Here is an 18,496-nt window from a genome sequence, read left to right on the forward strand (position 1 = left end):
GAACAACGGGGAAAATCAGAGGGAGAGAAGCTCCAGAACATGGGCGCGCAACTGGTGGTCGCGGGCGGAGAGGAAGGCGTAGCTCGACGCTGTGGGCGTGTAGCGCAACAGATCGAGCAATCCCTCTCCGACAGTTCTGATGCCGAGAAGCGCGGTGCCGTCTTCCGGCGGCAGACTCCGGTGCAGCCGGATCGCGTCCTGAACCAGATCGGAACGCTCCGGGTGACATTCCAGTACTGCGAGCCGGAAGGATTCCGCCTCCAGATGGGCCGAGACCTCTTCGGCATCGCGCGCCACACGGGGGTTGAGGTCCCCGGCTGCGCGATGGGCGAGGCTGTCGCCCATTGGCAAGGCGGTGATCAGCAGGATGCCATGCCGTTTCACAGCAGAGCCGTCGCGGCTGTTGCCCCGATCTGCGGTCTTCGCAGACGTCGTCCGAACCGCCCCGCCCTGTGCGTGCGGAACGATTTGCGAATGGGTGTGCGACGTGCTCTGGGCCGGAAACGAGAACTGGTCCTGCATGATCTTTCTCCTTTGCGGCCAGACTGTGCGGCAAAGCGATGCGGTGTTGCAGAAACAAACGGTTTCAGAGTGTTTCACCGGACAGGCGGCGGGGCGAGACGCGGCACCCTCGCAGATGTCCGCCCCGATGTAACATCTTGTAACCTCCGCTGCGGGGCGGTGTTGCGGGGGGCGAATAAAGCGTTCTTCATGCCGTTTTGAGGCGGTTTTGGATGAATTTTCTCTTTTGTCGCTTATGAAACATGTTACTTTCGCCGTCAGTGCGAGGTGATGCGACATGGTCCTTGAGGAGTTCGCCCATGCTGCCGGACGGACCCAAAGGCGGGCAAAAGGCCGCTCTGGTGCAACAAGAGGTAACGGCGCTTCTGGAAAGCCCGTCTTTCGCACGCTCCAAAGCCAACCGGGCTCTGTTGAGTTATCTCGCCGAGGAGTATCTGGCCGGGCGGGGCGAAGAGATCACCGAATACGCCATCGCGCAGGATCTTCTCGGACGGGACGACGATTTCGACCCCTCCACCGACCCGATCGTCCGGGTGCGGATGCGGCGTCTGCGCGAAGCCATCTCATCCTATTACGACGAGCATTACCCGCAGGACGTCAGGCTGGAAATTCCACGGGGCAGTTATGTTCTGGGTCTTGCCGAGATCGCCGCGCCCGTTGCCGTGGAGGAGGTGGCCGCCGAAGACGCGCAGGCCGCGCCACAGGCCCCCAAACCCGCTCATACCGCGACGCGCGGCCGTGTCCCGTCGCGTCGCAGTCGCGGTTTCGGGGGGATACTTCTGGTCGGACTGGTGCTGGCCGCGGCGGCGTTCCTCTATGGCGCGCGCGTGCCGCCGGTCTCGCCCACGGTGGAGACCGGGGCCGAAACCGGGGCCTCGACCGCGCCGGTCCCATCCTACCCGAGGATCGCCATTCTGCCCTTTGGAAATTTCACCGGCGATGCGGGCAAGGAGGACCTCGGCAAGGCGATCCAGCGCCAGATTGCCGGCGATTTCGGTCGCTTCGGTCGGGCGGAGATCCATGTCTTGCCCTCCGCCACGGACAAACGCGCGCTGGCGCAGGTGGATTACGTGTTGAATGGCTCGATCCTTAGTTTCGGGCGGGAGGTCGATCTTGCCGTCGAGCTCTCGGTCGCGACGACCGGGGAGGTGCTGTTGCAGCGGCGTTTCGTGCAAGATGTGGAACATGGCGATGTCTACGCGGGGTTGCGGGAGATTTCGCAGCAGGTGAGCGGGACCTTGGCCGCGCAAGGCGGCGTGATGAGCGAGTTCGACCGCGTCGCCACCGCCGGGCCGTTCCGCTGTGTCGTGCTGACGGATGCGTTTCTCAATGGCCTCTCGCCGGACCGCTTTCGCGAGGCCTATGACTGTTTCCAACCGTTGATGACGCATCTGGAAGAGGACCCGATTGCGGCGTCTTCCTATGGCACGCTCATGTTACATGCGGTGCCGGAGTTTCCCTTTATGGATGTCGCGGCCTTGTCGCCGGAGATGCAGTTCTCCGCCGAGGAGGTGACGCGCTATGCCGAGCGGCTGGCCGACCGTTATCCGAGTTCGGACGTCGTCTACACGCTTCTGGGCGCGGTTCACAATGCGGAGGGGGATACGGATCGGGCGGTGCGCGATCTGCGCCATGCCATCGACATGAACCCGGCCAATCCGACCTCCTATGGCGTTCTGGCCTATGCCTATATGGCCGCCGATCTGCATGAGGAGGCGCGGGAGGCGGCACTGGACGGCATTGGCATCAGTGCGACCCCGCAGCCCTATCTGTATCTGCCGATTCTGATCTCCGGGCTGGTGCATAAGAACGCGCGGCTCGTCGACATGGCGCGGAAAGAATATGCGCTGCAACAGGAGCCCTCGCGCGATGTGGTTCTTTTGGCGGCGGCGGCGATGATCGGCGATGCGGCGGAGGTGGCGCGGCTGAAGGCCGTGCTGGGCGTGTCTGCCGAATCTTTGGCCGATCCTTTGGCCGATCTGCGCGGCTTCGTGCGAGGAGAGATCGGACAGGGAGCTTTGATCCGCTATCTGGAAGAGGCGGGTGTGACGGTGCCGCAGGACCCTTGCCTGTCCTCGGACTCGGGCAACGTCAACCGGGAACTGGTTTGCCCGCGCTGATACTCGCGCTGATACCCACGTTGATGTCTGTGCGGGTGGGCGTTTTTGGATTAGTTTTTCTTATTTCAGATCAAAAATAATACAATTTCTTTTTATCCATTCGGCTTGCTACCTCTGGGCGCAACAGGTGACAGCGTGTCGCACCGACGGCGATTTTGCCGGGGCGCGGGCGGCCACCCGGACGTCAGTCAACGGAGGACCCCAGATGGACGGTAATGATATGAAAACGGCGGGCAAATGCCCGGTCATGCATGGCGGCAACACCGCCATGGGCAGCAATGTGATGGATTGGTGGCCGAATGCGCTCAACCTCGACATTCTGCACCAACACGATACCAAGACCGACCCGATGGGCGAGGGTTTCGACTATCGCGAGGCGGTGAAAGGCCTCGATTTCGACGCGCTGAAGGCCGACATGCATGCGCTGATGACCGAAAGCCAGGAGTGGTGGCCCGCCGACTGGGGCCATTACGGCGGTCTCATGATCCGCATGTCGTGGCACGCCGCCGGATCCTATCGTCTGGCCGACGGGCGTGGCGGTGGCGGCACCGGCAACCAGCGTTTTGCGCCGCTGAACTCCTGGCCCGACAACGTCAGCCTCGACAAGGCGCGTCGCCTGCTGTGGCCGATCAAGAAGAAATACGGCAACAAGGTGAGCTGGGCCGACCTGATCGTTCTGGCGGGCACGATTGCCTATGAGAACATGGGTTTGAAGACCTTCGGCTTCGGCTTTGGCCGCAAAGACATCTGGCACCCGGAGAAAGACACCTATTGGGGTGCCGAGAAGGAATGGCTTGCGCCCTCCGACGAGCGCTACACCGATGTCGACAAGCCCGACACGATGGAAAACCCGCTCGCGGCGGTGCAGATGGGCCTGATCTATGTGAACCCCGAGGGGGTGAACGGCAAACCGGACCCGATGAAAACCGCCGCGCAGGTGCGCGAGACCTTTGCCCGGATGGCGATGAACGACGAGGAAACCGCCGCTCTGACGGCTGGCGGTCACACGGTCGGCAAGACCCACGGCAACGGCGATGCCTCCGTTCTGGGCGCGGACCCGGAAGCCGCCGGTCCCGAAATGCAGGGGCTTGGCTGGTCGAACCCGAACCAGCATGGCAAGGCGGCGAATGCCGTGACCTCCGGTCTTGAGGGCGCATGGACGACCCATCCGACGCAGTTCGACATGGGCTTCTTCGACATGCTCTTCGGCCATGACTGGGAGCTGCGCAAATCGCCCGCAGGGGCGTGGCAATGGGAGCCGGTCGACATCAAGGAAGAGGACAAGCCTCTGGACGCGACCGACCCGTCGAAGCGCCACAACCCGATGATGACCGATGCCGATATGGCGATGAAAGTGGACCCGATCTACAACGCGATCTGCCAGAAGTTCATGGCCGATCCGGACTATTTCGCCGACACGTTTGCCCGCGCCTGGTTCAAGCTGACCCACCGCGATATGGGGCCGAAAGTCCGTTACATCGGGCCGGATGTGCCGTCCGAAGACCTGATCTGGATGGACCCGGTGCCTGCTGGCGCGACCTCTTACGATGTCGACGCGGTCAAGGCGAAGATCGCCGCCTCCGGTCTGTCGATCTCCGAGATGGTGTCGACCGCCTGGGACAGCGCCCGGACCTATCGCGGTTCCGACATGCGGGGCGGGGCCAATGGCGCGCGCATCCGTCTGGCGCCGCAAAAGGACTGGGAAGGCAACGAACCTGCCCGTCTGGCGAAAGTGCTCTCCGTGCTCGAACCCATCGCGGCAGAGGCCGGGGCGTCGGTGGCCGACGTGATCGTGCTGGCCGGGGGCGTGGGCATCGAGCAGGCGGCGAAAGCGGCTGGCTTTGACATCACCGTGCCGTTTGCGCCGGGTCGGGGCGACGCGACCGACGAGATGACCGATGCGGCCTCCTTCGACGTGCTGGAGCCGATTGCCGATGGCTATCGCAACTGGCTCAAGAAGGACTATGTGGTCTCTCCCGAGGAGCTGATGCTCGACCGCACCCAGCTCATGGGGCTGACCGCGCCGGAAATGACGGTTCTGACCGGCGGCATGCGGGTTCTGGGCACCAATTACGGCGGCACGAAACATGGCGTGTTCACGGAGCGCGAAGGGGCGTTGACGCCGGACTTCTTCGTGACCCTGACCGACATGGATTACAAATGGGTGCCGGTCAAAGGCGGGGTCTATGAGATCACCGACCGCAAGACCGGCGCGGTGAAATACACCGCCACGCGCACCGATCTGGTGTTCGGCTCGAACTCCATCCTGCGCGCCTATGCGGAGGTCTATGCTCAGGATGACAACGCGGAGAAATTCGTGGCGGATTTCGTCAAGGCCTGGGTCAAGGTGATGAATGCGGATCGGTTCGATCTGACTGCCTGATTGCCTCGGACATGCAAGAAGGGCGTCCCGTTCGGGGCGCCCTTTTTCATGGAATATTTGGTGGAGGATCAGATCGCTTCGAGAAAGGCGACCAGGGCCGCGCGTTCTTCCGTCGTGAGATCGAGCGGTTTTAGCAGCGGATCGACCTCGGTCGCCGGGAGGAACATCGGGTCGCGGGCGGCGCGTTCCGGTTGTTCGGGCTGATGCGCGCCGCCTGCGTTGTAGAGGTTCACGAGGCCCCGGAGCGTCGGGAACAGACCGTTGTGCATGTAGGGCCCGCTGCGCGAGACATGGCGCAGGCTGGGGGTGAGAAACGCCCCGGCATCCGCCGCCTCACCGGTGATCTCATGGCGCCCCATGTCGTGATAGCTGCGCTCGTAATAGGTCAGGCCGATCTTGTGGAACTCCCCGTCCATCAGCGCAGGCCCCATATGGCAATTCACGCAGCGCGCCTTGGTGCGGAAGAGGTGCAGCCCTTCGATCTGTTCATCACTGAGCATGGCGGTTTCGCCGGACAGAAACCGGTCCAGCCGGGTTGGCGCATCGAGATGGGTCTGGAACGCGGCCAGAGCGCCCGCCACCCGGTCGAGCGTGATCTCCTGATCGCCATAGACCGCGGCGAAATTCTCGGGATAGCCGCCCAGCCATTTCAGGCGATGGGTCACGCCGCTCAGATCGTGATTGGCCATTTCCGCCGGGTCCGACAGCGGGCCCATCATCTGATCTTCGAGACTGTCGGCACGCCCGTCCCAGAAAAACGCCGGACGCGCCCAGGCGGCAAACAGCGCGGGCGCGTTGCGGCGGCCTTCGGCGCGGGCGTGACCGAAGGGACGCGGCAGACCGTCGCCCCAGCCCTCGCGTCGGTTGTGACAGCTCTGGCAGGCGATGTGACCGGACTCGGACAGAACAGGATCGTTGAACAGCCGCTCTCCCAAAGCGACCTGCAAGGCCTCCCGGCTGCCCTCTTCGGGCAGGGCGGGCAGGGGGGCGGAGGCCAGTTCGACATAGGCGACACCGGCGTCGACCCAGGGCGCGGGCCAGTCCGAGGACGGGCCGGAATAGATCTGGCGCAGCCGGTCGGTCTCGGACGGGGTGAGTTCGAGACGGTCATAGACCCCCACGCCCAGAACCACGGTGACAGCGGCCCAGACGGGCATGTGCCAGAGATGACAACGGAGTGCGGAGGTCTGTGTCATGCGCTTACCAGGTAAAAGTGGTTCCGAGATAGACAGAGCGGCCCTGAACCCAGGGGTTGTCATCGGTGGAGGTGACATTGCCGATGTCGTTGAACAGGTTGGAGACTTTGACGTCGAGCGTCGCCGTGCCCTGTTGCAGTTTGGCAATCTGCACCTTGGCGGTCAGGTAGGTGGAGACCACGGTGTCGAATTTATAATCCTCGTAGATGTCGTGCGACTGGCTTCCGTAAGTGTCATGCACGAGCGTCTCATTCGAGTCCGTGTCGATCACGCCGTTATAGCTCGCGGTGATGTCCGCACCGAGACCGAGTTTGACCCGCTCGTCCTTCCAGGTGCTGCGCAGTTCGAGCGTGGCGCGCACGGGAATGTCGAGATTACCGGTCACCTCGCTGAATTCGGCGGTGCTGTAGCTTTTCCCTTTGTAGGAGATGAAGGACAGGCTGCCTTCGTCATCGAGGAAATAGGTGTTCGAGGACACATCACGATCCGCCCAGACGCCGGAGACATAGAGACCGAGACTGTCGAGCGCGCCGCTGTTGATCTCCCAGTTGTTCTCATATTCCAGCGAGACGGAGGTATATTCGCTGCTGCCGTCGTTGGTCAGGGTCTGGTTCAGGGTGGTGCTGTCCTCGGAGGCTGCGAACTGATCCTTGCCGAGACGGTGGATGCCCTTGAGCCGCCAGACGCCATTGGTCCAGTGATCGCGATACATCGCGGTGAGGGAGATCTCGTCGGTATAGGGCGTTTTCAGATCGCCCTGGGTGTAATAGTAGTTGCTGAGCACGCTGTCGGTGTACCACTCGCCGACTTCGCCGGTGGTGCTGTCATGGGTGCGGCGTTGGTTCAGACCGCGCGGCACGGCGTCATGGATCGCATAGGCCAGATAGCTGTCGCTGTAATAACGGTTGGCTCCCATGGACAGGGAGAATGCGGCATTCGGTTTCCATGTGGCGGTCAGGCGCGGGGCGAGATCGAGGTTTTCGAGCACATCGTTGTAATCGGCCCGCAGGCCGGCCCGTAGAGTGAAGTCGCCCCAGGTCTGTTCCAATTCCGCATAGGTTTCGGCGGCGAGGGCCTCGATGTCGACGTCATAGGCTTCCTGATAGATACGAATGTGGAAATACTCGTCTTCGATACAGGCGCTGTCGCCATCTGCGCAGATGAAGGCATCGAACAGGGCGCTGGAGGAGAGGCGTGTGTTGGAGGAATACATGGTAAAGCCGGAGCCGCTCCGGTTGGCCTCGACCTGTTCGATGGCAGCCCCCATGGAAAGGCGACCGTTCCAGATTTCGCTTTCGAACTTGGCCTCAAGCCGGTTGCTCACATCGGAGTAATCCGTGCTGCCCAAGCCCCCCGTGCGGCATTGGACGAGTTTGCTTCCGGTCTCATCGGCATCGCACCACTCATCGAACGCATCGGTATAGAAACCGCCCCCGTACGAGCCGAACCAGTTGTAATATTTGTTCTGGGGGTTGTCGTTGGAAGACGTGCTGTCCTGATGAATGGCACGCAATGTCAGCTTGGCGTTCTTGAGATCAACCCCTGCGATCGACAGCGCGTCCCAGTCCTTTTCATATTTCGCATCGAGCGACAGCGATTGCGTTTTCACATCGAGATGAAAATCGCGGACATAGTTGCTGTCCCAGTCCTGATCGTAATCGGTGTATTGCCCGGACAGGGTCAGCGTGTCGCCATTGAGGAAGTCGTGGCTATAGGCGAGGCTGTAGAAATCGCTGCGGCTCTCGCTGTCGACCGTGTCTTCGAGATATTGCGGTTCCTTGGCCTTGGTGCCTTCGGCAGAGCGGCGCGAATAGCCGAAGCGCAGGGCGGAACGCTCGCTCAGCGGCTGGTTGTAATCATAGGCGTATTCGATCTTGGTCCAGCTCGGCTTGATCATGTCATTCGGGTTTTCACCGTCTTCGGTCGCAAGCGTGTAGTCGGTCAGATCGGAACTGCTGTAATTGACCGTCACGGAGCCTTCGGCTTTTTCCGGGTTCGGTTTTTTCAGCTCGTATTTCACCACGCCGCCCTGAAACCCGCCATATTCGGCGGAAACATCGCTGTCGAGGACTTCGGCCTCTTCCAGAAGCGAGGAGGGCACGAACTGGGTCTGCGAATGCAGGCCGTAGAAGGCGTAGGTGTTGGGTTGGTTGTCTTCGCGGTTGAGATCGGTGCTCGTGCCCGGATGGGTTGTCCCGGTGACCGAGTTGATATCCACGCCGTTGAGCAGGAAGGTGTTTTCGGTCAGGGAGCCGCCGGAGATCGACAGTTCCTTGGGCTGAAGATCGAGCACATCGTCGATGTTCGCGCCCGCATCATCCGTGTCGCCGGGATCGCCCTGCACATGGGGCAAGGTGGTCAGCGCGGTATTGGCATCGCCCGATCCGTCGCCGCGAATGACGATGGCATCGGCATCGAGCGCGGTGGCGCCGACACCCTCGTCCGAGCCTTCGAGCGCGTGAATTTGCCCGTCCTCACCTAGGATCAGGATCGGATCGAGCACGGTGGCGTCCTGAGCGACGGCGGCGGGGGCGGAGAGGAGAAGCGCGCTCGTGCCCATGAGCACGGCGCGGCGGCGAAGGGAGAGAGATGTAAAGCGCATGGGCCCGTCCTGACTATGGGTCCGTGGGCTGGCGCTTGGCTTGCTTCGGAGGATTTTCGGCGTTCTAAAAGGGGGGCGAAAAGCGGGCAAGGACAATTCTTATGGTTTTTGTCACATATATCGCTTGCCGTGGCGTAAGGTGATGAAAAGGCAACAGACCTGCCGAAAAACGGGCTTATTCGAGAGGTTTGCCGCGCTCATTCAAGGCCTTCGATTCGGGCCGCCCCCTGCCGCAGGGCGGTGCCGGAGACCGGAGGCCCCAGACGCCAGGTCAAGGGCGGCGCAAAAGCAGATCTCTGAGGATTGGACGTGTCGCGGTTCGATGCCGCCGCAAGTGCTGGTTTAAAGCGTTTCGGACCACGGTTCATACGAAGCTGCGCGGGTTTTCCCGCCCAATGCCGAGCGCCTTCATTGCGCGCAAAGCCGCCACGGCTGAGGATTACGCCTCAGGGGAACAGGAGGTTTGAGATGGCGCAGAGTGGCGTCCCGGGTCACAGGGAACACGCCTTTCGACGGACAAGAGGCCGTGCTTTGGAAGGAGACCGGCGGCATTGTCATACGCATGTCCCACACCCGCACCCAACTCGAAAGACGCTGTCTGGGTCATCTTGCTTTGAGGAATGGTGCCCGGGGGCGGAATCGAACCACCGACACGAGGATTTTCAATCCAGAACTAAATAAGCTTTCTCAGGAGCTTAACCCAGATAAGTTTGTCAAACTGGCAACCAAGCATCAAAGACTTAGCCGCCATTTGTCAAACCTATCCTCGGGGCTACCCGCGCAAAGAAAAACCGCTGAGGGGGCGGCCACCCACCTCAACGGCAATGCAAAGCTATCTGCCTCTCTTGCTTATCAGGAAAACGACCGAGCCGCAATCGCGGGAGGTGCGCATGCCTAAGCTCAATCGGTTTGAATGGTTGAAGGCCGTTTTGCAATGCGCTGATCTCAACTCGTCAACAAAAGCTGTTGCCTCCGCGCTCTCGGTCCAGTTTGCAAATGACAAGACAGGGCAATTGAACCCCTCCTTGAAGACGCTAGACGAGTTCCTGGCTGGTATGTCTATTGCGACGATCAAGCGTTGTCTGAAGCAGCTTGTTGAGTTCGGTTGGCTGTTTCGCACTGAAGGACGCGGCTCAGGAAATCATACAGAATACGACCTTCGCGCCCCGGCAAAAATTATCACGTTCCGCTCGAAGAAAAAGGATGCACCGATGAGCCTTTCCGAAAAGAGAAAGGGTTCACCCGTGGCAAGAAAAGGGCGCATGGGTGATCTTTCCTATATAAAGAAAGAACAATCCAAAGAACAAAAAAACGCGCTTGAGCCGGATCTGCCGGATGGAGGGCCATCCGGCTCGGCGCGCGAGGGTAGGACGACGGAAGCCATCTTTGTTTCTCGCCAGTCCTTTGGCTGCCGCCAATGGGAGAAATTCACCGAACGCATGTTTGGTGCCTGGATCGACCGAATACTTCCCGAAGTCATCGAAAACGGTGAGCGCGGCTATTTGTTGCCTGCCAAGTTCCCTCCAACCAACAAAAATGATTGGGCCGCTTGGCGCAACTGGCTGATCGCAGACGATTGGACGTTGCTCGCAGCATCAAGACATGAGGAACGCCATGCCTGTTGAGAGAGAGCAAGGTTACGCATGTGTCCACATGCGCCTTGGAAGGGAATGGGCTGCTGCCCTTTCCCCTTCACCCCAAACCCACGCGCAAAGCGCGTCAGGTGGCTGCAATGAGCAAAAATGAACTGGAGCCTCGTGCGGTTCGCGAACTGGTCCTGCGGGTGCGCTGCTCGGACGAAGAACGGGCGACATGGTTGAGGAAAGCTCAGGCTCAGGAGCGGTCGCTCTCCGACTACGTTCGTCATGTCCTCTCAGCGGAACCAATGCAACGGAGGGCGCAACCCCCAGTTGTCGACCCCATGTTGCTGGCGGCGGTCGGACGCGCGGGCAACAATCTTAACCAAATCGCGCGCGCCATGCACACCGACCGCAAGGCTGGGCGGCGCATCGACTTGATCGCCGTCTACACTTTGTTGATGGCGCTGGACCGGCAACTTGCCGAGATTGTCGCGGAGCATTCCCGATGATGGTGCGCTTTTTTGCCCATGGTGATGGCTCGGGGTGCGCGGCGCTCGAATACTTGCTGGCCGAGGAGGTCGCGGCCTATACCGAAGACCGTAAGCGCATCCTGGACCAAACCGTCCGCCGGGATGTGTTGCCTGAGGTTTTGTCAGGTGATCCCGACCTGACCCGCTGGTTAATCGACAGCAACACCCGGAAGTGGCGCTACACTTCGGGCGTCGTGGCCTTTCATGCTGAGGACGATCCCACGGAGGCGCAACAGGAGGCTGTTATGCGTGATTTCGAGCGCGCCGCCTTTGCCGGGCTTGAAAGGGATCAGGCGAATATCCTCTGGATCCGCCACAAGCACATGCACAATGTGGAGCTGCATTTCCTTATCCCGCGCCTGGAGCTTTACCAGAACCTATCATTCAACCCCGCGCCACCGGGATCGGAGGCCTATTTCAACACCTTTCGCGACTATTGGAATGCCCGCGCGGGCTGGATCAGCCCGGAGGAACCCTCCCGCAAGCGCATGGTCAAGCCAGTGTTCGATTTTGGCGACCGGAAGAGCATCAAGGAAACGATCCAAACGCTGATCGTCCAGCGGATTGAGGCCGGTGAGATCAGCAACCATGCCGATATCCGTGCCGCTTTGGCCGAACTGGATGGCCTCGAATTCAAACCGCTGACTGAAAGGCAGCTTGAGAAGCGCCGCAAGGCCGATGCGGAAGAAGCCCGAGGCGGCAAGCTGCGCAAGCGTGACACCCGCATCACCATGCGCGTCGCGGGCACCTCCGACAGCCAGAACACATTCCGCCTTGAAGACAGGATATTCCATGAAGACTGGACCGCAGATGAATACTTTGCTGCAAAGCCTGCAAGCGAAGGTCGAGACGCAAACCCATGCGACCGAAGCCCAGACCCAAGAGATGTTGAACGACTTCGAGCAGCATTTGTCGCAAGCGTTGAACGCCGCGCAGCAAAAAATCATGCAAGATATGCGCGACCTCGAAAAGCTCAGCGAGATGATCCACGACCGGACGGCCAGTCAGGTCGTGGAACAGGCCCGCAAGATTCGGCAGGCGACGTCCGAGCTGGAAGCCAGCCGGAAAGAATGGCGCACGGTGACGTGGAAGACCATGCTGCCGACCTACCTGATCGGGGTCTTGCTGACCTTCTGGGTGCTCTTGATGGCGGTGCAGCTGACCTTTCCCGAGCCGCAAAACGCGACGGTGGAGCCGGGGCTGGCGATGTTCGGCCTCGAAGGGGCGAGGGTGAGCCGTGGCCCTGGCGGCCTTGGCCAGGTGCTGAGCCTTCCGCGCGGCGTCACGCTCGCCGATTGTCCGATCCCCAACCTGAACGGCGGCGAGGTCTGCGTCGAGACCGCAACCACGAGGTAAGCCATGACACACCCGCAATTGACGCCCTTCGAGACCGCATTGCTGCGCGCTCTCGAAGAACTGAACACGACATTCGAGGCTGGTTTGAGGAACGCCAGCGCTTCACCGAGCGAGTTCGAGACTTTGCAGCGCACATTCAATCGCTTCGCGACCGACTTGGAGAAACGCTTGACCGCTTTGGAGCGGCAGCAGGCGGAATTGCGGCGGCTGTTGGAGGCTGGCTGACCCGGCGATCTGCGCACCGGGAAGACACTGAGCAAAACAAACCTAAGCCGCACGGCACGGCCCCCGCGTCGTTGTCAAATGGCCCGAAATTCTGAGTATACGAAAGGACAAAACCATGAACTTTGGCAAAACAATCATCGACCAGATTCAGGACGCCTTGGGCGAAATGGAGGACACAGAATTTCTGGATGAGCTGGCAGAGCTTCCCGAGGCAGCGGAAGCGCTGCAGGCCGAGGAAACAGAAACGCCTGAAAGTGAAGATCGCCAGCGCGACAAGTCGTAAGACGGCTTCGGTCATAGATCGCTACCGGCCCCACCTTCCCCTGCCTTATGGTGGGCGATGTCAGGCGGGGCCGAATGTGCAACGGGAGCCGGAAAATCCACATGAGCGAGACGCCAAGTATCGAGCGATTGTGGGGTTTCCGGCGGGGTGCGGAGATTGCGCGGCCTATTCTCCGCACCAGATGCGGAGAATAGCGGATCACTCCACGCCTTCGGCTGTGCCTGGCTGCTTTTCGAAAACCCGCCCGAGGTTCTTGTAGCCCAAGCTATCGACGGTGATGTTGCCACATTCGCAAGACGCCATGCCCTTCGTCGCCCCTTTCGGTGCTTTGGCCGCGTAGTGCCAGCTTTCCGCAATGGTGCCGCAGAGCGTGCATTTCGCCCGGAACGGTTTGCTGAGGTTTGCTTTCGACATAACGGTCCTGCGTGGCAATAGCTGGAGTTCGAGGAGCGCGCACAGCCGCTCATGGCGCGCCGTTCACGAACTCCTCTGCGGCCTGATTGAGATGTGCCCACTCTCGCACCCGTGCCTTCAGCTCCGCAAGCCGTGCGTCTTCTGCCGGAGTGCGGGGGTGACCGCAAAGGTCAGCCAGTTCCTTGCGGTCGGCTTGGTGCTTCGGGCTGTCGATCCAATGAGTTTCCATGAGAGGGCTTCCTATTCCTTACGGTGCCAAATCACATCCGAGACGTCTACCTTGCGGGCCTTGAGCAGGAAGAAGACGCCCACGCCCACAAAAGGCATCCCCCACCAGTTCATGCCCTTGCCGTCTATGAACGCAAGCGCGAGCCCGATGAATATGACGACAGCCGCCGACCAGTAGACCTTCAGGCGCTTGGCCCATTCGGGCGTCGTGTCTTTGGTGGCCAGACAGTTGGGGCAAACGTCTGCCCGGGCGTCCATCTCGGTGTAGCAGAACGGGCAGGTCTGGGTCTCAGATGCAATGTCGGTCATGGCCTCACAGGTCCATATCGGCGGGCGCGACCGGCCCGTCGTCCGTCAGCGCTTCCATGATCTGACGATCTACTTCTGCCACATGCAGGCGGATCAGGTCGAAATCGGTCAGCGAAAAGCTGACGGTTGAAGTCTGCGCACCGCCGTTGAAGCTGACCGAGAACAGGGCCGTGCATCCTGGCATGATCTGCGTTTCGCGGTGCTGTCGGAAACGGTACTCGGCATCGCCACTGAAGCCGCCTGAACAGGGCCGATACTGTATCGTCTTGCGGGAGCCAAAGCGATCCACAGTCGTGATCTCGTGCAGCGGCTGACCGTCAAGATCGGGAATAAAGCCGTCATCCCCCCAAGCCCAGGTCGCACCATAAGCCGTGCGTTGCGACGGCGGGCCATAGCGCTCCTCCAACTGCGCGATCAACGCGGCAGGTTCGGGCAGGTTCTCGTTCGGCTCACGCATCGTGCGCCGGATTTGCAGCACCCGCCCGCCCATGGCCTCGGTCGCCAGCGTAGCGGTGATCTCGGCATAGGGATCGCGGCCCATTCGGGTGTGCAGTCCCACGCCCTGCGTCACCAGCTTCTGGTCAAAGGTCAGAGCAAAGGCGCGCCCCTCGCCATTCTCGACCCGCAGCGCGACCTGTTCGGGCACGAGGATCAGCATCATCCGCTCGCCGAACATACTGGCCGCGTCCATCGCCTCCGCCCCCGGTTGAATGTCGAGGACAGCGTAGGGGTAAGGGCGCGGTTCAGGGGTGAGCGTTTCGGTCAGGTGATCTTGTGCGTGGACGGCTGTCGCCACACTGGCAATCAGTGATGCAGCGAACAACTGGCCGGAAAATCGTAATAAACTCATCGAAATCTCCTCTTATGTAGAAATGATACGATTAGTCCGTGGACGATTAAACACCTTTTTTGCGCTACAGCGTTATGGAGCGGACGTTTACAGTCGAGGATTTCGGGAAGCGCCTGCGCGAGCTGCGCAAGGCACAGGGCTATTCACAGGAAGGCTTTGCGCTGACCGTGGAGCTTGACCGCACCTATATCGGCGGCATCGAGCGCGGGGAACGTAATCCGGGCCTTAAGACGATCCTGAGGATCGCCGAGGCATTGAACGTGCCTGTGATGGAGCTTTTCAGCCCAAAATAACATGAACGGCCCGGAGCTGCCATTTGCGCGCTTTACTCGTGCTGCGACGCAGCTTCCGCAGACCAGGCATCCAAACGCGCGCGTTGCTTTCCTATCTCAGTTGGCAGTAGCCTCTTGGCAACTTCTACGGGAAAGGAACAGAGCTTATGGCTTTCATTGCGAAGATAGACCCTGTCGAAACGGCAATTGGCCAAAGTATTCGAGTGGACGAGCGCACAATGTACGATGGCAAGTCAATTTCGCCTGGCGATCAAATTTTCATATGGACTTCCGAGACTGCTGGCGGTCGTGGTTTGGTAGCTGTCGGTTCTGTCACCTCCCGTACAGTTAGCCGCAGTCGGGTAGTAGCAGAAGTTCTCGTGGAGGCGGCTGTTCGTGGTAAGCTTGGCCTCAGCGCAATAGCTTCCTACAGAGATGTAGAAGACGGTTCACCCGAATCCGATCTGGCCCGGATCCTTTACCGACAAGCACATAACAAAGTGGCTGCGCTTAACGAGTCTTCAAGAGAGTTCTTGGAGGAACATTTTACTTGATGCATCCTGCCCATTGCCCTCATTCGAAGCTTCTGCAGCAAAGCTCCGCTCTGCCCCTTCGCTGCACTCTATCCCCCAATCGACACATCCCCCGACCCACTCGATACGCTGCCGCCGCAGTCGATAGCGTCGCCGACGCGGCCTGCCGGTTTGCCGTTGATGAAGACAGTGCCAGATCCGCCCGAGAGGCTGCGCCCGTGCGGTGGGTGTTTGGGTTTGGCATGGGGGGCAAAGTTGTCACCTTGTCGGAGCGCAGGTTGGTCATTGATGTACACGTCCCCGCTCCCCGATGTGGCGGGCGTCGGCGGGAAGCCGTCGTGGTCCGACCCAATGTCGCCCTGTCGTCCTGCTGCTGGCATATCTGTCGCTCTCGCTCCTAAGAACCGTTCCGAGACCATACTGCGCGCGACCCGCGTTTGTGAAGTCGCGTCATATCTGAAAAATCTGGCTTCAATTCCCGGATCTTCGTCCTGTAATTTTCCTCGGTCACCATCCAGCGATAGGGATCGTCATATTCGTAACAAAGGCGCAGATCCGGCTCCGCCCGACCGAACTGCAAAAGCACGGTCTTCCACGGATGCGTCTCCTGTTCGGGATGCATCAGGCGCAATGTGGACAGCGGCGTTAAAACAGCTTGCAGCGGGAAGGAAAATCCCGTGGCATAGCCCAGACGGTCGAACACATAAGCCCCGCCGCCGCAGCCTTTGTCCGTCTCCGAAAGCCACAGCCAGGCAGAGACGGAGGCCCAGTCGGGGCGGAAATTTTCGGGGATTTCCGCCTCGATCATTTTGGCGATCTTGCGCGCCTGGACTTCCTCTTCGAAGGTCATTGGTCGAACTTCGGCCGAAGCTCTTCGATATAGCCATTGATATCCGCCGGGCGGACCCGCCAGCGGCTGTCGTCTTTGTCCTCGAACTCTGTTTTGTAACGGCCAGACAGGCGGTCGAATTGCACCAGCATTTTGATCGGGAGCTTGTCGTCGCCGTAGATGTCTTTGAGGTAGGCGGCAACCGGCTCCTCAACAGCCATTAAGTCTGCTGAAATCGGTACGAAATCACCATCGGCTTTATACAGATAACCATTTGAGTTTACGGTATCTCCCTCATCGTCCAATCCGATGACAACTGAAAAACTTTGCCAAGATTCGGAGAATGCTTCTTCATTTTTTATGATCGCACGAATTACGTTAGTGATGTTTTCTGTCATTCTGTTCTCGCATAGCTTTGTTGCATCTCGCGCCATGTTACGCGCGTAAAATTTTGGCCAGGTTGGTTTTTAAACTTTCCAGTTCCCTTGTAGATGAGCTTTCCAGTTTGTGGATCCCGCACGACGTAAGTACTGATAAAACGATCCGGTCGCACGGCCCCCGGCGGATAAACGTCGATCTTGAAGTCGACCTCATAGCCCATCTTTGTCCAGTCGGCCCATTCATTCTCCATTCTTCGCCACGCGCCCATATTGAGGTTCCCGGCCTGAGGCGCAATGCCCTCGTCCGGCGTATCGCCGAAAAATCGATGCGCGCCAAGGTGGCCGCCTTGGTCCCCTGCCGTGTTGCTGAGTTTTCCGACGCCCGTTGCGCCGTCGTTGCGCGGGGTCGATCCGAAGTCCTGCCGGATCGTGCCCTCACTGTTCATCGGACGCCCTGTCGTCTCATCATACTGGATGATTTCTTCGTTGGTGCCGCGCTGGTGGCGGGTACGCCCGTCTCCCAAATCCGTCGTTTTCGGGGTCGACCCGACATCTTCGACAGCTTTGCTTCCAGACGGCTTCTCCACAGCCGGATTATCCACCTCCGCCCGCGCCGTCAGATCGTCGCGGGCGGAGCCTGTTCGAAGGTTGTCCTCATCAAACACTTGATCAATTATCCGGCGGTCGATCTGTACATCCGGCAAATCGATCGCATGAAGGACGTTGCTATCCGGAACAGCGCGACCGGCCACGTTGGCGGCGCGGATGACCACGCGGGAGGCTGTGCGGGAGACGCGGGTCGCGACGATCTTGATCCCAGCTGCGGCGCCTCCTGTCGCGATCCCCAATGCCACGTCGATAGCAAGTTCGGCGGCCAGAAAATCGGCGTCCGCCTTGAGCCGTGCCATGGCGATCAACAGCCCCTCGCCGTCGAAATCAGCCCAGAACTCCTCCCATCGCGCCACACAGGCGTCCCAGATCGACTTTGCGATATCAGTTGTGAGATTCACAAGAATCTTGTCGGGGTCCGTCGTCCTGAGGGTTTGCCCCGTATTCTGCCACATCTGGCCGACGGACTCAGTGGCCTCGGTCGGGATTTGAGATGTCATCCAGCCAAGGCCTTCATAGAAAAGCCCAACAGATGTCATCGCCGTGTCGGTCAAAGAAAGGTAGTCTGACCAATGCGTTCTTTGAGAGCGTGACAGAAGATCCGAGAAATAGCTCCCTGCGGCCTGTTGAATCGCATCGCGATATTCATCGGTCGGACCATCGAGCACACCCGCGATCACCCCGAGAACCTGAAGCTGCGCGGCATAAGCGAGAAGGTTCTGGACCATGGTCTCGTTATAGGCGAGCTGGAAGCGAACGATGGCCGGAAGTTCAGACAGCTCAATATGCGCGGCACCGCCCGCAATCGCGCCAGCACGCGCACCGAGTTCGCCGACCTCACGGCACATTTCTCTCTGGGGCATGAAGGGATTGATCGGACGCATTTAGTCTTTCATGTCTCGTTGAAGATAGTCGCGTGTAAAGAAATCGAGTGCAGTATCGGAATGGAAAAGGTGCGGTGAAAGAATGCTTTTGGCGACACTGCCCATGGCGCCTTTCCCGAGACCACACATCAAAAGTGCTTTTGCCATTTCGGTCATGGCGTCCATATGATCTCTGCCCATCTGATCTCTGCCCATCTCCCCGTCTCGCGTCACTTTCATGAGGCTGACGACTTTCTTGCGTTGCTCAATCGGCGAGAATTGAACGTCGTCCATCCGTGATGCCGGTGTCGTGCCGAGCGCGGCCACGAACTTGTTCCATTCGGTATCGCGTACGGCTTTGCGCATTTGCGCCTTTTTATGCCAAGATCCGTCATCATATTTGACCATCACG

The 18,496-nt window shown here is 59.9% G+C and carries 23 protein-coding genes; 9 read left to right on the forward strand and 14 right to left on the reverse strand.

What is annotated here, in order from left to right:
- Positions 1 to 15: 15 nt before the first annotated feature.
- Complete coding sequence (locus tag V1475_RS08585) at positions 16 to 522, reverse strand: hypothetical protein (protein ID WP_479412409.1); 507 nt, start codon at positions 520 to 522, stop codon at positions 16 to 18.
- A 299-nt stretch (positions 523 to 821) separates the two neighbouring features.
- On the opposite strand from V1475_RS08585, the gene V1475_RS08590 reads away from it, so the two are divergent.
- Positions 822 to 2,642, forward strand: a complete 1,821-nt coding sequence (locus tag V1475_RS08590) for a tetratricopeptide repeat protein (protein ID WP_479412410.1) — start codon at positions 822 to 824, stop codon at positions 2,640 to 2,642.
- Between the two features lie 205 nt (positions 2,643 to 2,847).
- Complete coding sequence (katG, locus tag V1475_RS08595) at positions 2,848 to 5,025, forward strand: catalase/peroxidase HPI (protein ID WP_479412411.1); 2,178 nt, start codon at positions 2,848 to 2,850, stop codon at positions 5,023 to 5,025.
- A 68-nt stretch (positions 5,026 to 5,093) separates the two neighbouring features.
- Here katG and V1475_RS08600 read toward each other — a convergent pair whose 3' ends face one another.
- A complete protein-coding gene (locus V1475_RS08600) occupies positions 5,094 to 6,221 on the reverse strand; it encodes a cytochrome-c peroxidase (protein WP_479412412.1) in 1,128 nt (375 codons plus the stop codon).
- Between the two features lie 4 nt (positions 6,222 to 6,225).
- Positions 6,226 to 8,823, reverse strand: a complete 2,598-nt coding sequence (locus V1475_RS08605) for a TonB-dependent receptor (protein WP_479412413.1) — start codon at positions 8,821 to 8,823, stop codon at positions 6,226 to 6,228.
- Between the two features lie 890 nt (positions 8,824 to 9,713).
- Between V1475_RS08605 and V1475_RS08610 the strand changes: the two genes are divergently transcribed.
- Together V1475_RS08610 and V1475_RS08615 are read left to right on the forward strand one after the other, a co-directional pair.
- Entirely contained in the window at positions 9,714 to 10,448 is a 735-nt protein-coding gene (locus V1475_RS08610) for a helix-turn-helix domain-containing protein (protein ID WP_479412414.1), read from the forward strand.
- A 107-nt stretch (positions 10,449 to 10,555) separates the two neighbouring features.
- Positions 10,556 to 10,912, forward strand: coding sequence for a plasmid mobilization protein (locus V1475_RS08615; protein WP_479412415.1), 357 nt, complete (start codon positions 10,556 to 10,558; stop codon positions 10,910 to 10,912).
- A gap of 170 nt (positions 10,913 to 11,082) precedes the next feature.
- Here the strand turns inward: V1475_RS08615 and V1475_RS08620 are convergent, their stop codons facing one another.
- Entirely contained in the window at positions 11,083 to 11,277 is a 195-nt protein-coding gene (locus V1475_RS08620; RefSeq protein ID WP_479412416.1) for a hypothetical protein, read from the reverse strand.
- Positions 11,278 to 11,313: 36 nt separating this feature from the next.
- Positions 11,314 to 11,727 carry a hypothetical protein gene (locus V1475_RS08625; RefSeq protein ID WP_479412417.1) on the reverse strand — a complete coding sequence of 138 codons (414 nt, stop codon included), beginning with the start codon at positions 11,725 to 11,727 and terminating at the stop codon, positions 11,314 to 11,316.
- Here V1475_RS08625 and V1475_RS08630 point away from each other — a divergent pair.
- From V1475_RS08630 to V1475_RS08640, 3 genes are all read left to right on the forward strand, one after another.
- Positions 11,726 to 12,289 carry a hypothetical protein gene (locus tag V1475_RS08630; RefSeq protein WP_479412418.1) on the forward strand — a complete coding sequence of 188 codons (564 nt, stop codon included), beginning with the start codon at positions 11,726 to 11,728 and terminating at the stop codon, positions 12,287 to 12,289. The genes V1475_RS08625 and V1475_RS08630 overlap by 2 nt on opposite strands.
- Positions 12,290 to 12,292: 3 nt before the next feature.
- A complete protein-coding gene (locus tag V1475_RS08635) occupies positions 12,293 to 12,514 on the forward strand; it encodes a hypothetical protein (protein ID WP_479412419.1) in 222 nt (73 codons plus the stop codon).
- Between the two features lie 115 nt (positions 12,515 to 12,629).
- Complete coding sequence (locus V1475_RS08640) at positions 12,630 to 12,797, forward strand: hypothetical protein (RefSeq protein WP_479412420.1); 168 nt, start codon at positions 12,630 to 12,632, stop codon at positions 12,795 to 12,797.
- A gap of 198 nt (positions 12,798 to 12,995) precedes the next feature.
- Here V1475_RS08640 and V1475_RS08645 read toward each other — a convergent pair whose 3' ends face one another.
- The 4 genes from V1475_RS08645 to V1475_RS08660 are packed head-to-tail and all read right to left on the reverse strand — an operon-like array spanning position 12,996 to position 14,598.
- Positions 12,996 to 13,211 (reverse strand): hypothetical protein, encoded by a 216-nt coding sequence (locus V1475_RS08645; protein WP_479412421.1) that lies wholly within the window; start codon positions 13,209 to 13,211, stop codon positions 12,996 to 12,998.
- A 49-nt stretch (positions 13,212 to 13,260) separates the two neighbouring features.
- The gene (locus V1475_RS08650; RefSeq protein WP_479412422.1) at positions 13,261 to 13,440 is read right to left on the reverse strand and encodes a hypothetical protein; all 180 of its coding nucleotides are present in this window, start codon (positions 13,438 to 13,440) and stop codon (positions 13,261 to 13,263) included.
- Positions 13,441 to 13,451: 11 nt separating this feature from the next.
- Positions 13,452 to 13,748 carry a hypothetical protein gene (locus V1475_RS08655; protein WP_479412423.1) on the reverse strand — a complete coding sequence of 99 codons (297 nt, stop codon included), beginning with the start codon at positions 13,746 to 13,748 and terminating at the stop codon, positions 13,452 to 13,454.
- A gap of 4 nt (positions 13,749 to 13,752) precedes the next feature.
- The gene (locus V1475_RS08660; protein WP_479412424.1) at positions 13,753 to 14,598 is read right to left on the reverse strand and encodes a hypothetical protein; all 846 of its coding nucleotides are present in this window, start codon (positions 14,596 to 14,598) and stop codon (positions 13,753 to 13,755) included.
- A gap of 59 nt (positions 14,599 to 14,657) precedes the next feature.
- Between V1475_RS08660 and V1475_RS08665 the strand changes: the two genes are divergently transcribed.
- Positions 14,658 to 14,891: a helix-turn-helix domain-containing protein gene (locus V1475_RS08665; RefSeq protein ID WP_479412425.1), complete on the forward strand. Its 234-nt coding sequence runs from the start codon at positions 14,658 to 14,660 to the stop codon at positions 14,889 to 14,891.
- 146 nt (positions 14,892 to 15,037) lie between these two features.
- Positions 15,038 to 15,424, forward strand: coding sequence for a hypothetical protein (locus tag V1475_RS08670; protein ID WP_479412426.1), 387 nt, complete (start codon positions 15,038 to 15,040; stop codon positions 15,422 to 15,424).
- Positions 15,425 to 15,492: 68 nt separating this feature from the next.
- Here the strand turns inward: V1475_RS08670 and V1475_RS08675 are convergent, their stop codons facing one another.
- From V1475_RS08675 to V1475_RS08695, 5 genes are read right to left on the reverse strand one after another with little or no spacing between them, the layout of a single operon-like run.
- Positions 15,493 to 15,822, reverse strand: a complete 330-nt coding sequence (locus tag V1475_RS08675) for a type VI secretion system PAAR protein (RefSeq protein ID WP_479412427.1) — start codon at positions 15,820 to 15,822, stop codon at positions 15,493 to 15,495.
- On the reverse strand, positions 15,801 to 16,253 hold the full coding sequence (locus V1475_RS08680; protein ID WP_479412428.1) for a hypothetical protein: 453 nt from the start codon (positions 16,251 to 16,253) through the stop codon (positions 15,801 to 15,803). Before V1475_RS08680 ends, V1475_RS08675 begins: the two co-directional genes overlap by 22 nt.
- Positions 16,250 to 16,630 carry a hypothetical protein gene (locus V1475_RS08685; RefSeq protein ID WP_479412429.1) on the reverse strand — a complete coding sequence of 127 codons (381 nt, stop codon included), beginning with the start codon at positions 16,628 to 16,630 and terminating at the stop codon, positions 16,250 to 16,252. Before V1475_RS08685 ends, V1475_RS08680 begins: the two co-directional genes overlap by 4 nt.
- A complete protein-coding gene (locus V1475_RS08690) occupies positions 16,627 to 18,105 on the reverse strand; it encodes a DNA/RNA non-specific endonuclease (protein ID WP_479412430.1) in 1,479 nt (492 codons plus the stop codon). The genes V1475_RS08685 and V1475_RS08690 overlap by 4 nt, the downstream gene beginning before the upstream one ends.
- Positions 18,106 to 18,492, reverse strand: a complete 387-nt coding sequence (locus V1475_RS08695) for a hypothetical protein (protein ID WP_479412431.1) — start codon at positions 18,490 to 18,492, stop codon at positions 18,106 to 18,108.
- Positions 18,493 to 18,496: the final 4 nt, after the last annotated feature.

This window comes from Celeribacter sp. SCSIO 80838 (genome assembly GCF_056498065.1).